Below are 15256 nucleotides of genomic sequence, written 5' to 3'. Positions count from 1 at the left end.
CGTGTCCCCCGGCCGCCGGAAGCCCTGTCGGACGCGAGGGAGCCCCCGACCGTCGAAGGGACCCGCTGCAGCGGGTGGTCTCGACGGTCCGGGGTCCCCCCAGGGCGGAACGACGGTGCCGTCCGGTCGTCGCGCGGGGCGACGGCCGGACGGCACCGGGGCGGTGGCGGCTAGGCGCGCTCGGCGCGCCGGCGGCGCAGCGCGGCGAGCAGGAGCCCGCCGACGCCGCCGGTGATCAGCAGTCCGCCGAGGCCCAGCGGCAGGCCGACGTCGGCTCCCGTCGAGGCCAGGGGCGGGCGGCCGCCGGGGTGCGGCGCCACGGCGGTCGGCGTGCTGCTCGGGGTGGGAGCGGCCGTCGGCGCGGTGGTGGGCGCGGTCGTCGGGGCGACGGTCGGCTGCGCGGTCGGAGCGACGGTCGGCTCGGCGGTCGGGGCCACGGTGGGCTCCGGCGTCGGGGTCGGCGTGGTCGGGTCCTTCTCGGCGTCGATCGCGGAGGTGTCCGCGGCGAACGAGGCGGTCACGAAGGCGATGGCCTTCGACGTGATGCCGAGCGCCTCCTGGTTGATGTTGTCGATGTCGTCGGCGGCGGAGTGGTAGTTCGGGTCGTGCGTGATGCCGGCGGTGCCGCCGAACAGCGCGACCTCCTCCTCCGTCTTGACGTCGTCGGCGCCGGTGAAGACGCCCGAGGACGGGATGCCGACCGAGATGAAGCCGTCGTAGTCGCTGCGTCCGTCGAACGCGGTGTCGATCCAGGGCTGGTCGATCGAGTCGAAGTAGTCGGTGAACGCCTTCTCGGTCGCGATCGAGCCGGCGGGCACGTCCACGGGGGCCTCGTAGGTGGACTGGTCCGCGTCGTAGACGGAGATCACGTAGTTCGGCGAGGCGACCATGTCGAAGTTCATGTAGGTCGCGATCTTCGAGGCGTCCTCCTCCGTCAGGGAGTCGACGTAGGTGTAGGAGCCGACCAGGCCCACCTCCTCGGCGCCCCACCAGGCGAAGCGGACCGCGTTGGTCGTGTCGCCCGCGGCGGCCAGCTGCACGGCCGTCTCGAGCAGCGTCGCGGATCCGGAGCCGTTGTCGTTGATGCCGGGGCCGGCGGGCACGCTGTCGAGGTGCGCGCCGAGCATGACCACGTTGTCGTGGTCGCCGCCCGGGGTCTCCGTGACGATGTTGAAGGTCTCCACCTCGGTCGTCGTCTGGTCGATGAGGACCGAGACGCTCGCGGGGAGTGACGCCAGCAGCGCCTGACCCTCGGCCTGCGTGACGCCGACGCCGGGGACGGCGGCCTCGTCCTGTCCGCCGAACGTCCCGTTGAGGGCGTCGCTCGGCGCGTTGTCGTAGATGATGATCGCGGCGGCGCCGGCGGCACCGGCGGCGACCGACTTCTCGAGGAAGCTGCAGGAGCCGCGGCTGACGAGCGCGACCTTCCCGGTGGCGTCGAGGCCGGTCCAGGCGTCCGTGGTGCAGCCGAGCGGATCGACGGGGGCGATGAGCTCACCGGTCACGCCGCCCTCGGGCGTCGACGGAGTGAACTCCATCGGGGTGCCGACGGCGCCGGTCCCGGTGGTCAGCGTGAACGCGTCGATCGTCTGCGTCGCGGTGGTGAAGTCCTGGCGCTGCGTCGTGTAGCCGGCGCCCGCGAGGACCTTCTCCACGTACTCGCCGCTCAGCTCGTAGCCCGGGGTGCCGATCGCGCGGGTGCCGCCGTTGGCGTCCGCGATCGACTGGAGCGCCTCCAGGTGGGTCATGATGCCGTCGACCGTGACGGTGTCGGCGAAGTCGACCGGCTCGACGGCGCTCGCCGTCGGCGCGAAGGCGAAGCCGGCGACGAGGGCGCCCGCTCCGATCATCGCGCTCGAGCCGATCAGCGAGCGGCGTCGGCGGCCGCTCGGGGTGTTCGTGGTGGTTCGCGCCACTGGGGCTCCCTCTCCTCGAGAACGGGCCGCCGCGTCGGCGGCCCCGACGCGCACCTCCCGAAGACTGGGAGGGGATCGCGTCCTCTGCGAGGGTATTCACAGGAAACGGTGCGGCCCAGTCCCCCCTGCCAGATTTCATCCGGACGAAACACGGACCGGGCCGGCGGGTCGGTCAGGCTGTCGCCGGGCTCTCGGCCCACTCGCGGAGCATCGCGAGCGTCTCCTCCGGACGGTCGCGGTGGGGGCTGTGACCTGCGCCGGCCACGACCGCGTACCGGATGCGCGGATTCGCGCGCAGCACCAGGGCGGCGAGGGAGGGAGGGAGCAGCGTCTCGACCTGCGGATCGCCGGCCAGCACGAGGACCGGCGGGCGGAGGCCCGGCAGGTCCGCCAGCAGGTCCCACGGATCGTTGTCGTCGATCGTCGCCGCCACCGCGGCCGGATCGGCGGCCCGCACCGCGGCGAGCTTCTCGGCCCGGTCCCGCTCGTCCCAGAGCGGCTGCGCGACAGCGAGCTCCTCGGCCGAGACCACGAGACCGGCGAGCTCGCCCGCGCGGACGGCGGCCCGCTGCTCCGGGGCGAGCCGGAGCACCGGGTCCAGCAGCGCCAGGCGCCCCGCCCAGCCGGACTCGCGGGCGGCGGCGCGCACCGCGACCGCTCCGCCGAGCGAGTGCCCGACGACGAGGTCGAACGGTCCCCGCGCGAGGGCGTCGTCGGCGTAGGCGTCGTGGCGGGCGGAGCCGCGGCGCGGCCCGTCGCCGTGTCCGCGCAGGTCGGGAGCGGAGACGCTCCAGCCCGCCGCGGTCAGCTCGCGGCTCAGCCGCCACCAGGTGCGGCCCGAGCCGCCCAGGCCGTGCAGGAGCAGGACCCTGCCCGCCGTCATCGCCGGAGCCTCAGTCGAAGCGCGGGTCGCGGCCGGTGCGCTCACCGGTCGCGAGCCCGGCGATCGCGGCGAGGTCCTCGTCGTCGAGGGCGAAGCCGAAGACGTCCAGGTTCTCGCGGATCCGCTCCGGCGTCACCGACTTCGGGATCACGACGACGCCGAGCTGCACGTGCCAGCGCAGCACCGCCTGCGCCGGCGAGACGCCGTGCTTCGCGGCGACGCGGGCCAGGGCAGGCTCGTCGAGGAGGCGCCCGCGTGCCAGCGGCGACCAGGCCTCGGTGACGATCCCGTGGGCGGTGTCGAAGGCGCGCAGCTCCTCCTGGGGCAGCCGCGGGTGCAGCTCGACCTGGTTGATCGCGGGCACCACTCCCGTCTCGTCGAGCAGGCGCTGCACGTGCTCCTCGGCGAAGTTCGAGACGCCGATCGAGCGGGCCCGCCCCTCGCTCTGCAGGCGCTCGAGGGCACGGTAGGTGTCGACGTAGCGGTCGCGCGAGGGGATCGGCCAGTGCACGAGGTAGAGGTCGACGTAGTCGGTGCCGAGCAGCTCGAGGCTCCGGTCGAAGGCGGCGAGGGTCTCGTCGAAGCCGTGGTCGTCGTTCCAGACCTTGGTCGTCACGAAGACCTGCTCGCGGGGGAGGCCGCTCGCGCGGATCCCCTCGCCGACTCCGCGCTCGTTGCCGTAGAGGGTGGCGGTGTCGACGTGCCGGTAGCCGGCCTCCAGGGCGACGGCGACCGTGCGGGCCGCCTCCTCGTCGCCGATCTTGTAGACGCCGAGCCCGAGCTGGGGGATCGCGCGGCCGTCGTTGAGGGGGATCAGGGGGACGCTCATGCCTCCCATGCTGGCACGCGCCTCAGACGCTCCAGTCGAGCTCGCCGTGCGGTCCCACGTGCACGTCGTCCTCGATCAGCGCCGCGAGACCGGCCACCCCGAAGAGGAGGCGTCGCTCGGCGCGCTCCGCGTCGCTGCGCTCGTCGATGCCGCGCGCGGCGAAGTGCACGTCGTGGCCCGCCTGCAGGCCCTCGACGCCGAGCCGGCCGCGGAGCGCGCGCACGGGGCGCCGGCCGATGCCGAGTCCGCGCCAGAGGGAGCCCGTCTCGAGGACCACCGCCGTCTCGGAGGCGACGACCCCGTGCTGCTCGCGGTGCGCGGTGAGCTGCCACCCGTAGCCGAGGTGGTGCAGGCGGGTCGAGTGCGGGCCGCGCCAGGCGTGCGAGGACTCCTCGCGGCGGAAGTAGACGGGACTCGGGCGGAAGGACCCCTGCCAGAGCGCGGCGGCGAGCTCCGTGCACCACTCCGGGGTCTCCGGATCGGACCAGGGGTCGAGGAGGTCGGTCCGGGCGGCGGCGCGCCGGTGCTCGCGCACCAGCTCCTCCGCGTCCTCCCGCAGTCCCATGCCGTCCCCTCGTCGTCGTGGGCCTTCACCCTAGGGTGCCCGACAGGCGCGGGACAACCGGGGTGGCGGCCTAGGAGGGCAGCGTGACCGGCTCGGTGTCGGGCAGCGGGCTGGCGTCGCGCCCGCGGAGATCCGGGTGGTAACGGCGGCCGAGCAGGGGCACCAGGAAGCCGACCAGGGCGAAGGCGGCGGCGACGACGATGGCGGCGGTCGGCCCGGCCTGGTCGATCTGCACGCCGGCGATCGCGGAGCCCAGCGCCGCGCCGATCAGCTGACCGGTGCCGACCCAGCCGTAGGCCTCCGCCGTGTCCGAGAAGCGCACGCTCGAGGCGGTGATCGCGAACAGAGCCGCGAGAGCGGGGGCGATGCCGATGCCCGCGAGGAACAGCGTGACGCACAGCCACCAGAAGTCGGTCGAGACCGCCGCCAGACCCATGCCGACCGTGACGATCAGCATCCGTCGCGCGGTCGCCCACCGGCTGATCGGGATGTGGCCGAGGGCGAGGCCGCCGACCAGGGACCCCGCCGCGAACACGGCGAGCACGACGCCCGACTCGACTCCGCCCTCGCCGAACACCGCGACCACGCCCGCCTCGACCGCCGAGCAGGCGCCGATGAGGAGGAAGCCGACGACCGTGGCCAGCAGCACCGGGGGCTTCGTGAGCACCACGCCGAGGCGGCGCTTCGAGCGCGGGATGCGGACGCGGCCCACCTCGGGCGAGGCGATGAACCAGATCCCGCCGCCGATCAGGAACGCGGCGGCGGTCAGGATGCCCGCGACCGTCGACACCTGGATCGACACGAGCGTCGCCAGCACCGGGCCGAGCACCCAGATGATCTCCTGCGCGGAGGCGTCGAGCGAGAAGAGCGGGGTCAGCTGCGAGCTGGTGACCATCTTGGGGTAGATGGTCCGCACGGCGGGCTGCACCGGCGGCATGCTCAGGCCGGCGACGAACCCGATCACGACGAACTGCCACACCTCGAGCGGGAGCACGGCCATCGCGATGATCGCGCCCGCGCAGACCACGAGGGTGATCGTCAGCACGCGGCGCATTCCGAGCCGCCCCATCAGGCGGCTGGTCAGCGGCCCGGCGATGGCCTGCCCGATCGACATCGAGCCGAGCACCAGGCCGGCGGCGGCGTAGGAGTGGTGCACCCGCTCCACGTGCAGGAGGAACGCCAGCGAGAGCATGCCGAACGGGAAGCGCGCGGTCAGCTGCGCGAGGATGATGCGCCCCACCCCGGGGGTCTTCAGGAGATCGGTGTAGCTGCCCACCGGACGACACTAGCGCTCCGGAGGGGACTGCGGTTCGTCGAGGGAGACCGCTGCCCGAGGGCCCCTCGACGGGTCGCGGTTCCCTCGGCGGAGGGGCGCGTCAGCCGGCCAGCACCTTGCGGATCCGCTGCAGCGACACGCTCTCGGCGGTGCCGAGCGACTGCGCGAAGAAGCTCACCCGCAGCTCCTCGATCATCCAGCGGGCGCGCGCGATCCGCTCCGGGGCGTGCGCGGGCAGCGGCACGACGCCGCCTGCCGAGCGGTAGAGCTCCTGGGCCGCCTGCACCTCGTTCAGCCAGACGCGGTCGCGCCCGACGTTCTCGGCGATCTTTCCGAAGCGCTCGGTGATCCCGCCGAGGTAGCGCGGGAGGTGCCGCAGCCGCTCCACTCCGGTCGCCGAGACGAAGCCCGGGTAGACCAGACCGGAGAGCTGCTCCCGCGCATCCGTGAGGGCGGGCAGGAGCGCCATGCTCGTCGAGGCCTTGAGCGCCTTCTCGACGCCCCGGGCGGTGGTGAGGATCGTCGTGACCGTCTTCACGGTCTCGAACATCGCGTCCATGACGCTCGCCGAGACCCGGTCGCGCACGGCGTCGAACTCGGCGCGGAGGAAGAGCATCCCGTCGGGCTTCATCCGCCAGAGGACCGCGTCGACGCAGGCGAGCAGGCAGTCGGTGAAGAGCGCGGTCGTGTTCTGGTACGGGCTCTGCGCGAGCACGAGCTTCTCGTTCGAGGTGAGGTGCTGCTGCACGTAGGCGACGGGGCTCGGCGTCGCGAGCAGGAGGAGGCGGCGGACGCCTCTCGGGTGCTCGCGCGCCTGGTCCTCGGCCGTGGCGAGCAGGCGGATCGAGACAGAGTCGCCGTCGTCGATCAGGGCGGGGTAGGCGCGGATGGTGTTCCCGCCCTGCCGGGTGTCGGTGACGCGGGGCAGCTCCGGCATGTCCCAGGTCTTCAGACCCCGGCGCTCGAGCGCGTCGGGGACCCGGGCCTCGACCACGCGGGCGACCTCGTCGCGGACCCGACCGCGCAGGCGCTCGGCCAGCGGGGCGAGCTCCTTGCCGGCGGCGATCGTGCGCCCCCGCTCGTCGGCGACGGCGAAGGTGACCCGCAGGTGCGAGGGGATGCGCTCGAGGTCGAAGTCCTCGGGCTGCACCACCACGCCGGCCTCGCGGCGGATCGCTCCGGCCAGGGTCGCCGCGAACGACTCCGTCGGCGGATTCGGCACGTCGTGCGGCAGGGACGCGGTGAGCTTGCGCGCCCAGTCGTTCGCGGGCACCACGTTCCGGCGCAGGTGCTTGGGCAGCGCCTTGATCATCGCGGTGACCAGCTCGGCCCGGAGCCCCGGCACGAGCCAGTCGAAGCCGAGGGGCGTCACGCGGGGCAGGAGGGCGAGCGGCACGTGCACCGTCACTCCGTCCTCCTCCGTCCCCGGCTCGAACCGGTACGAGAGGCGGAAGCGCTGGTCGGCCTGGCGCCACTGCGTGGGGAACGCGGTCTCGTCGATCTGCTCCGCGTCCTCGGGGAGGAGCGTCTCCTGCGTCATCGTCAGCAGGTCGGGCTCGTCGTGCTGGGTCGTCCGCCACCAGGAGTCGAACGAGCGCACCGAGGTGATGTCGCGGGGGAGTCGGCGGTCGTAGAAGTCGAACACGGCCTCGTCGTCGACGAGCAGGTCGCGGCGGCGCGTGCGCTCCTCCAGCCGCTCGAGCTCGGCCCGCAGGGCCCGGTTCTTGCGGTCGAAGGCGTGGCGCGACTCCCACTCGCCCTCGACGAGGGCGTGCCGGATGAACAGCTCGCGGGCGTACGAGGCGTCGATCCGCGAGAACTGCACGCGGCGGCGGGCGATGATCGGCACGCCGTAGAGCGTGACCTTCTCGTAGGCGACGGCCGCGCCCTGCGCCTTCTCCCAGTGCGGCTCGCTGAACTGCCGCTTGACGAGGTCGCCCGCGATCGCCTCGGCCCAGGCCGGATCGATCGCGGCGTTCGAGCGGGCGAAGAGGCGGCTGGTCTCGACCAGCTCGGCGCTCATCACCGCGTCGGGGAGCTTCTTGGCCAGGGCGCTGCCGGGGAAGATCGAGAACTTCGCGTTGCGGGCGCCGATGTACTGCACGTTCTGGCGCTCGCGGCTCTTCGCCGCGCGCTGCGCCTGCTGCGAGGTGGTGTCCTTGATGCCCAAGTGCGAGAGCAGGCCGGCCAGGAGGCTCCGGTGGATCCCGTCGGGGTCGACCTTCGGCTCGCCCAGCTCGAGCTTGAGGGGGCGCGCGAGCTGGCGCAGCTGGCGGAACACGTCCTGCCACTCGCGCACGCGCAGGTAGTTGAGGTACTCGGCCTTGCACAGGCGCCGGAAGGCGCTCGAGGAGAGCTCCTCCTGCTTCTCCTCCACGTAGTTCCAGAGGTTCAGCAGGGTGAGGAAGTCGCTGGTGGGATCGACGAAGCGCGCGTGCTGCTGGTCGGCCTGCGCGCGGCGCTCGAGAGGGCGCTCGCGGACGTCCTGGATCGTGAGGCCCGCGACGATCGCCATCACCTCGCGGCTGACGCCGTGGCGGCGCGACTCGATCACCATCCGGCCGAAGCGCGGATCGATGGGGAGCCGCGCGAGGTCGCGCCCGATGCGCGTGAGCTGCGGCGCGGCCTCCGCCCCCTTGCGCGGGACGCCGCTCGAGTGCGCGCTCGGCGGCGTGCCGCGCACCGGAGCGGCGTCTCGCGGCGCGGCGGAGGGGGAGCCGGGGACGCGGAGGGCGCCGAGCTCCGTGAGCAGGTCGAGGCCGTCCTTGATGCCGCGGGAGTCGGGCGGAGTGAGGAACGGGAACGAGGCGATGTCGCCCAGTCCGAGCGAGATCATCTGCAGGATGACCGCGGCCAGGCCCGTGCGCAGGATCTCGGGATCGGTGTACTCGGGGCGGCGGAGGTAGTCCTCCTCGGAGTAGAGGCGGATCGCGATGCCCGCGCTGGTGCGGCCCGAGCGGCCGGAGCGCTGGTTCGCGGAGGCCTGCGACACCGCCTCGATCGGCAGCCGCTGCACCTTCGAGCGCGCGCTGTAGCGCGAGATGCGGGCCGTGCCGCCGTCGATCACGTAGCGGATCCCGGGGACGGTGAGACTCGTCTCCGCCACGTTGGTCGCGAGCACGACGCGGCGGCGGACGCCGGGGGTGCGCCCCTTCTCGAAGACGCGGTGCTGATCGGCCGCCGACAGGCGCCCGTAGAGGGGGAGCACCTCGGTGCCCGGCAGGTTCCGACCGCGGATGGCGTCCTCGGCGTCGCGGATCTCGTTCTCGCCCGAGAGGAACACCAGGACGTCGCCCGGATCCTCGCGCGCCAGCTCGGCCAGGGCGTCGGCGATGCCGGTCATCAGGTCGCGGCTGCCGCTCGTCGCGTCGGGGACGTCGGTGTCGTCGTCCTCCTCCGGTTCCTCGGCGACCAGCGGGCGGTAGCGGATCTCGACCGGGTAGGTGCGGCCGGAGACCTCGATGATCGGCGCGGGCTCGCCGGCGGCGTCGGCGAAGTGGGCCGCGAAGCTCTGCGGATCGATCGTCGCCGAGGTGATGATCACCTTCAGGTCGGGGCGCTGCGGCAGCAGGCGGTGCAGGTAGCCCAGGAGGAAGTCGATGTTGAGGCTGCGCTCGTGCGCCTCGTCGATGATGATCGTGTCGTACCGGCTGAGCATCCGGTCGTGGTTCATCTCGTTGAGCAGGATGCCGTCGGTCATCAGCTTGATCCGCGTCGAGGCGGACGCCTTGTCGGTGAACCGGACCTGGTAGCCGACCAGCCCGCCGACCTCGTCGTCGAGCTCCTCCGCGATGCGCTCGGCGATGGTGCGCGCGGCGATGCGCCGGGGCTGCGTGTGCGCGATGCTCTCGCGGCCGAGCTCCAGGCAGATCTTCGGCAGCTGGGTCGTCTTGCCCGATCCGGTCGCGCCGGCGACGATGACCACCTGGTGGTCGCGGATCGCGGCGGCGATGTCGTCGCGCCGCGCCGACACGGGGAGTTCGGGCGGGTAGCGGATGCTGAGCACGTCTGACATGAGCCCTCCATCCTACGCCGCGTGCGACAATGCCCTGTCTCGTGAAACATCGCGGGCCACCCTGCCCGGTCGGGCGCTCCGGCGCCGGTCGACCGCGGCGCACGATCCCGTGGAGCACCCCGATGAATCCGCAGTCCCTGCTGGTCGTGCTGAACATCGTGCTGCTGCTCTTCGCGATCCGGGGCGTGCTGTCGAACCCGAGGCTCTCGAAGGTCGCGAAGGTCTCCTGGGTGGCGTTCATCGTGATCGCGCCGTTCATCGGCAGCCTCGCCTACCTGGCGGTGGGCCGTCGCGGTGGGAGCGGCGGAGGCGGCACGGTCGTGCGCGGCACGGAGCGGCCGTCGGGCTGGTTCTTCGAGCGCTGAGCGGCCGGGCGGGCCGGCGGCGGGGGAGACCCGCGGACCTCGGCGTCCCGCGGACCTCCTGACCCTCCGTCCCGCGGCAACCCCCTGACCGGAGGCTCCGCCCACGTCTAGCGTGGGGCGCATGGCCGATCGTCTGCGCTCCAGTGTCAGCCCCTACCTCCGCTCGCACGCGGACAATCCGGTCGACTGGTTCCCCTGGGGCGAGGAGGCGTTCGCCGAGGCGGTGCGCCGCGACGTCCCGGTGATGGTGTCGATCGGCTACTCCACCTGCCACTGGTGCCACGTGATGGCGCGGGAGTCGTTCTCGGATCCGGTGCTCGCCGCTCGGCTGAACGCGGACTTCGTCGCGGTGAAGGTCGACCGCGAGGAGCATCCGGACGTCGACACGGCCTACCTGACGGCCGCGAGCGCGTTCACCCGGCAGCTCGGCTGGCCGCTGACGGCCTTCGCCACCCCCGCCGGCGAGACCTTCTTCGCCGGCACCTACTTCCCGCCGCGCGCCGTCGGCGGCGTGCCCGCCTTCTCCGACGTCCTCGACGCGGTCTCGGAGGCGTGGCGGCTGCGGCGCGACGAGGTGCAGGCGACGGCGGGCGGCCTGGCCGCGGCCCTGCGCGAGGCGACCGCGGCGCTGCCCGCCGATGCCGCACTGCCCGGCGACGCCGAGCTCGACGGCGCCGTCCGCGCACTCGCGGACGAGGAGGACCGGGTGCACGGCGGCTTCGGCGGCGCCCCGAAGTTCCCGGTGGCCCCCGTGCTCGGGTTCCTGGCCTCGCGGCCCTCGGGAGCGGCGCTCGCCGAGCGCACGCTGCTCGCGCTGGCCGCGTCCCCTCTCCGCGACCGCGACGGGGGCTTCTTCCGCTACGCGACGCAGGCCGACTGGAGCGATCCGCACTACGAGCGGATGCTGTACGACAACGCGCAGCTGCTGGACGTCGCGGCCGTCCTGCTCGGGCACGACGGCGCCCGGGTGGAGGAGCTGACCGGGATCGCGGAGGGCGTCGCCGCGTTCCTCCTGACCACTCTCGAGCGGCCGGGCGGCGGCTTCGCGTCGGCGCAGGACTCGGAGAGCATCGTCGACGGTCAGCGCTCGGAGGGCGGCTACTACCTCGCCGAGGACCGGTCCCGCCTCGCGCCACCCGCTCTCGACGAGAAGGTCGTCACCGGCTGGAACGGCCTGGCGATCCGCGCGCTCGCCCGCGCCGGACGCGTGCTCGGACGGGAGGAGTGGATCGACGCCGCCCGGCGCGCGGCGGACGCGGTGCTGCAGCGGCACCTCGTCGACGGCCGCGTCGCGGTGCGCGCCTCCCTCGACGGTGCCGTCTCCGCGGCCCGCCCGGCGCTGGAGGACCTCGGGATGCTGGCCGGCGGGCTCCTCGAGCTCGCCCTGGCGGAGGGCCGCCCGCGCTACGCGGTCGCGGCGCGCACCCTGATCGACGGCGCGCTCGACGCGGCCGACGGCCCGCTGCCGTTCGCGCTGCCCGGGGGAGGAGACCCGGCGCTGACCGCGCGGGGACTCCTGCTCGCGGCCGATCCCTCCGAGGGCGCCTACCCCTCCGGCCTGTCGGCGACGGCGGACGCGGCGCACGAGCTGTACCTGCTCACCGGATCGCAGCGCTACCGGGAGGCGGCCGAGGCGGTCGTCGCCTCGATCGCTCCGGGCGCGGTCCGCCAGCCGATGGGCTTCGGCGCCGTGCTCGGGCTCGCTTCGCGGCTGGCTCGCCCGGTGCGGCAGCTGGTCGTCGTGGGCCCCGGAGCGGCGGAGGCGGTGCAGGGCGCGCGGTCCGCCGGGATCGGCGTGCTGGTCGGCGTGTCCGACGAGGGCGCCCGGGACTGGGCGGACGCGGGCTTCGAGCTGTTCGAGGGGCGGATCTCGCGGGAGGGGCTGCCGACCGCCTACTCCTGCGAGGCCTTCGTCTGCGCCCTGCCGACGACCCGCCTCCCGGAGGAGCTGCTCACGCGGCCGTGACCACCAGCGGCGCCTCGGGGTCGGCGGCCCACTCGTTGAGCGAGCCGTCGTAGACGACCGCCGTGTGGACTCCGAGCACCGCCAGTGCGAGCGCATCGGCCGTCGCGGCGATCCCGCCGCCGCAGTAGAGGACGATCCGCTCGGCCTGGAGAGCGTCTCCGAACAGCGAACGCAGCCGCTCCGGCGGCAGGAGCGTGTTGTCGGCCCGGTCGACGAGCCGCCCGGCGGGGACGCTCCGCGAGCCCGGCAGGTGTCCGAGGCGGGGGCGGCGCCCCTCCTCCCCGGTGAACTCCTTCGGCGGGACCGCGCAGACCAGCGCCCCGGGAGCCTCGCCGCGCACGACGCTCTCGACGCCGGCCTTGTCGATCCAGAGCGGCCGCTCCTCGCGCACGCTGATCCCTCCGCCCACGGCGGGCTCGACGTGCCCCGTCTCGATCGGGCGCTCCTCCCGCCGCCAGGCCGGGAGCCCGCCGTCGAGCACCGCGACGGCGTCGTGCCCGGCCGAGCGCAGCAGCCACCACAGGCGCGAGGCCCACTGGCCGACCGCGGAGTCGTACACGACGACCACCGAGTCGTCGTCGATGCCGAGCGCGGCCGTCGCGGCGGCGAAGCGCTCCGGGTCGAGCCGGGTGAAGGGCAGGGGAGCCGCCGGATCCGACAGCTGCTCGAGCAGGTCGCCGAACACGGCGCCGGGGACATGCCCCTCGAGGAGGTACTGCTCGTCGCCGCTGAGGTAGCCGGGCCGCCCGTCGAAGCCGGGCACGAGCAGCACGCTGGCGTCGACGACGACGAGGTGCTCGCGGCCGAGCTGGTCGGCGAGCCACTGGGTCGAGACGATCGGCCGGGCGAGGTACGGGACGGAGGAGGTGCTCACCCGTTCCACGCTAGGCGCGACCGCCGACAGGTGCGCCCCCGTGCGTCACGCACGGTCACGGACGCCGCCGGGCGCTCAGCACTCGATGACGTTGACCGCGAGGCCGCCCTCGCTCGTCTCCTTGTACTTCGACGACATGTCGATGCCGGTCTGGCGCATCGTCTCGATGACCGCGTCGAGCGAGACGCGGTGGTCGCCGTCGCCGTGCAGCGCGAGGCGGGCTGCGCTCACCGCGGTGGAGGAGGCGATCGCGTTCCGCTCGATGCAGGGGATCTGCACGAGGCCGCCGACCGGGTCGCAGGTCAGTCCGAGGTGGTGCTCCATCGCGATCTCGGCCGCGTTCTCGACCTGGCGCGGAGTGCCGCCGAGCACGGCGCAGAGCGCTCCGGCGGCCATCGCGCAGGCCGAGCCGACCTCGCCCTGGCAGCCCGCCTCCGCACCGGAGATCGAGGCGTTCGTCTTGCAGAGCGAGCCGATCGCGGTGGCGGTGAGGAGGAAGCGGCGCAGTCCCGCGCGATCGGCGCCCGGGACGAAGCGGAGGTAGTAGTGCCCGACGGCGGGGATGATGCCCGCCGCTCCGTTCGTCGGAGCCGTCACGACGCGCCCGCCTGCGGCGTTCTCCTCGTTCACCGCGAGGGCGAAGGCGTGGAGCCACTCCACCGAGGTCGCGCGGGCGCGGTCGAGCGGATCCTCCTCGAAGGCCTCGAGCCGCTCGCGGAGCACCGAGGCGCGGCGGCGGACGCCCAGGCCGCCCGGCAGCACGCCGTCGGTCGCCAGGCCGTGCTCGACGCAGGCGGCCATGGCGTCCCAGATCGCGTCGAGGCGGGCGTCGATGTCGACCCCGGGGTGCAGAGCGCGCTCGTTCGCGGCGGCGATCTCGGCGATGCCGGAGCGGGTCCGATCGCAGGTCGCCAGCAGGTCGAGCCCGGAGACGAAGGGGTAGGGGTGCGGGGCCAGCGCAGCCAGCTCGGCGCGCTCGCCCGCGCGCCGGATGAAGCCGCCGCCGATCGAGTAGTAGGTCTCCTCCCACACCGGCAGCGCGTCGTCGCCGACCCAGACGCTGAAGGTGAGGGCGTTCGGGTGCTCCGGCAGCCTCGTGCGCGGCTCGAAGACGACGTCGTCGCGCGTCATCGCGAGGCGCTGCTCGCCGGCCAGCAGGATCGTCCCCTCCGCGTCGAGGCGCTGCCATGCCCCGCGCACCAGCGCCGGGTCGCACGTCTCGGGGTCCAGGCCGGCGAGACCGGCGACCACCGCGTCGGGGGTGCCGTGGCCGATCCCGGTGGAGCCGAGCGAGCCGTAGAGGGTGCAGCCCACCCGGCTCACGCGGCCGAGGAGCCCGGCGTCGCGGATCCGCTCGGCGAGGGCGAGGGCGGCGCGCATCGGTCCGACGGTGTGCGAGCTGGACGGGCCGATCCCCACGCTGAACAGGTCGAGGACGGAGACGTAGGCGCTCATCCGTCGAGCGTACGCCCGTCCGCGGACGGGGGAGGGCGGGCACCCTCGTGGACGCCCGCCCTCCTCACCGTGCCGCTCCGGTCACCACTCGCAGTGCACGTGGTTGTCGTGGCCGGGCTTGCCCGGGCCGAGCGTGAGCGTCGCGCCCAGGGCGGTGCAGGCGTCCTGCACGGCCTGGTGGTCCGCTCCGTTGAGGACGGTCACGCCGTCGATCCGGTCGATGTCGACCGCGTGGCCGGTGTAGTGGCGCGACGACGCCGTGTGGTCCTCACCGGCGAGGGAGGTGACGCGGAGGTCGAAGCCGTACTCCGTGTTGAGGCGGAGCAGGCCGTTCAGCATGGCCGGGTCCAGGGCCACCTCGGTGACTCCCGCGTCCCCGCCGGAGCTGGTCCGGGCGGGCTTCCCTGCCGCCGTGTCGCGGATGTTGACGAGCGAGGTGGACTCCGGGTCCGCGCCCGAGTCGGCGCCCAGCTCGTAGAGCTCGATCCCCGGGTTGTCGAGGATGGCCTGGGCGGTGGCCGCCGCGTCGCCGCTGGGCGGAGGAGTCGTGCCTCCGCCGCCGCCGGTCCCGGCGATGAGGGCCTTCCAGGTGGCAGGTCCGACGATGCCGTCGGCCGTCAGGCCTGCTCCGCTCTGGAAGCCGGTCACTGCGGATTCCGTCCCGGCACCGAAGACGCCGTCGACGGCGAGGGAGGCGCCGTTCGCGTTCAGCTGGGTCTGCGCCGCACTGACCGCGTCGCCGGTGGAGCCGCTGCGGACGGTCACCGCGAGTGCTCCCCAGGTCGCCTCGCCGATCACGCCGTCGGCGGCGAGGCCCTTCGCGGACTGGAAGGCGTTCACGGCACTCGCAGTGCCGGAGCCGAAGGCACCGTCCACGGCGAGCGACTGGCCGGAGCCGCGGAGCAGGTACTGCGCGGTGGTCACGTCGTCGCCGCTGGATCCCGAGGAGAGCACGGGCCAGTCGGCCGCCTGAGCGCTCGTCGCCCCGCCGACGGTGACGCCGACGGCGAGCAGGAGCGCGGTGATCAGCGCGAGGACGCGGGAGCGGGCGCTCCGCGGTCGGACGGTGGTGTCGGTGTCGACGGTGGTCGTGTCGATGGTGGTCATGATCC

The 15256-nt window shown here is 73.8% G+C and carries 11 protein-coding genes; 2 read left to right on the top strand and 9 right to left on the bottom strand.

The genetic code is table 11. The features are described 5' to 3' along the window. Positions 1-170: 170 nt before the first annotated feature. From C5C55_RS09195 to hrpA, 6 genes are all read right to left on the bottom strand, one after another. Positions 171-1916 carry a M28 family peptidase gene (locus C5C55_RS09195; RefSeq protein WP_104233704.1) on the bottom strand — a complete coding sequence of 582 codons (1746 nt, stop codon included), beginning with the start codon at positions 1914-1916 and terminating at the stop codon, positions 171-173. A 172-nt stretch (positions 1917-2088) separates the two neighbouring features. Further along, positions 2089-2799, bottom strand: coding sequence for an alpha/beta fold hydrolase (locus C5C55_RS09190; RefSeq protein ID WP_146080924.1), 711 nt, complete (start codon positions 2797-2799; stop codon positions 2089-2091). Positions 2800-2809: 10 nt separating this feature from the next. After that, on the bottom strand, positions 2810-3628 hold the full coding sequence (locus C5C55_RS09185) for an aldo/keto reductase (protein ID WP_104226933.1): 819 nt from the start codon (positions 3626-3628) through the stop codon (positions 2810-2812). 22 nt (positions 3629-3650) lie between these two features. Continuing rightward, positions 3651-4193 (bottom strand): hypothetical protein, encoded by a 543-nt coding sequence (locus tag C5C55_RS09180; protein ID WP_104233702.1) that lies wholly within the window; start codon positions 4191-4193, stop codon positions 3651-3653. Between the two features lie 70 nt (positions 4194-4263). After that, on the bottom strand, positions 4264-5469 hold the full coding sequence (locus tag C5C55_RS09175; RefSeq protein ID WP_104222308.1) for an MFS transporter: 1206 nt from the start codon (positions 5467-5469) through the stop codon (positions 4264-4266). Between the two features lie 100 nt (positions 5470-5569). Further along, the gene (gene hrpA / locus C5C55_RS09170; protein ID WP_104233701.1) at positions 5570-9484 is read right to left on the bottom strand and encodes an ATP-dependent RNA helicase HrpA; all 3915 of its coding nucleotides are present in this window, start codon (positions 9482-9484) and stop codon (positions 5570-5572) included. A gap of 122 nt (positions 9485-9606) precedes the next feature. Here hrpA and C5C55_RS09165 point away from each other — a divergent pair, with 122 nt between their 5' ends. Continuing rightward, positions 9607-9849 (top strand): PLDc N-terminal domain-containing protein, encoded by a 243-nt coding sequence (locus tag C5C55_RS09165; protein ID WP_160033960.1) that lies wholly within the window; start codon positions 9607-9609, stop codon positions 9847-9849. A gap of 121 nt (positions 9850-9970) precedes the next feature. After that, a complete protein-coding gene (locus C5C55_RS09160) occupies positions 9971-11815 on the top strand; it encodes a thioredoxin domain-containing protein (RefSeq protein WP_104233699.1) in 1845 nt (614 codons plus the stop codon). On the opposite strand, the gene C5C55_RS09155 is transcribed toward C5C55_RS09160, so the two are convergent. The 3 genes from C5C55_RS09155 to C5C55_RS09145 form a co-directional block, all read right to left on the bottom strand. Further along, complete coding sequence (locus C5C55_RS09155; protein ID WP_146080923.1) at positions 11802-12689, bottom strand: sulfurtransferase; 888 nt, start codon at positions 12687-12689, stop codon at positions 11802-11804. The two genes, C5C55_RS09160 and C5C55_RS09155, sit on opposite strands and share 14 nt — an antisense overlap. A gap of 75 nt (positions 12690-12764) precedes the next feature. Continuing rightward, on the bottom strand, positions 12765-14144 hold the full coding sequence (locus C5C55_RS09150; protein ID WP_104222318.1) for an L-serine ammonia-lyase: 1380 nt from the start codon (positions 14142-14144) through the stop codon (positions 12765-12767). 81 nt (positions 14145-14225) lie between these two features. Then, positions 14226-15251 (bottom strand): peptidoglycan-binding protein, encoded by a 1026-nt coding sequence (locus C5C55_RS09145; protein ID WP_104233697.1) that lies wholly within the window; start codon positions 15249-15251, stop codon positions 14226-14228. Positions 15252-15256: the final 5 nt, after the last annotated feature.

Origin of the sequence: Rathayibacter sp. AY1C2, from assembly GCF_002931195.1 — a bacterium.
In the GTDB taxonomy this organism is placed as follows: domain Bacteria; phylum Actinomycetota; class Actinomycetes; order Actinomycetales; family Microbacteriaceae; genus Rathayibacter.
The sequence above is the reverse complement of the archived record's forward strand: the minus strand, read 5'-3'. Positions and strand labels throughout refer to the sequence as shown.

Bases quoted from the DNA above. Each gene is read 5' to 3' on its own strand.
- C5C55_RS09165 (WP_160033960.1), top strand. From the start codon at position 9,607: ATGAATCCGCAGTCCCTGCTGGTCGTGCTGAACATCGTGCTGCTGCTC.
- C5C55_RS09160 (WP_104233699.1), top strand. From the start codon at position 9,971: ATGGCCGATCGTCTGCGCTCCAGTGTCAGCCCCTACCTCCGCTCGCAC.
- C5C55_RS09185 (WP_104226933.1), bottom strand. From the start codon at position 3,628: ATGAGCGTCCCCCTGATCCCCCTCAACGACGGCCGCGCGATCCCCCAG.
- C5C55_RS09190 (WP_146080924.1), bottom strand. From the start codon at position 2,799: ATGACGGCGGGCAGGGTCCTGCTCCTGCACGGCCTGGGCGGCTCGGGC.
- C5C55_RS09150 (WP_104222318.1), bottom strand. From the start codon at position 14,144: ATGAGCGCCTACGTCTCCGTCCTCGACCTGTTCAGCGTGGGGATCGGC.
- C5C55_RS09145 (WP_104233697.1), bottom strand. From the start codon at position 15,251: ATGACCACCATCGACACGACCACCGTCGACACCGACACCACCGTCCGA.
- hrpA (WP_104233701.1), bottom strand. From the start codon at position 9,484: ATGTCAGACGTGCTCAGCATCCGCTACCCGCCCGAACTCCCCGTGTCG.
- C5C55_RS09180 (WP_104233702.1), bottom strand. From the start codon at position 4,193: ATGGGACTGCGGGAGGACGCGGAGGAGCTGGTGCGCGAGCACCGGCGC.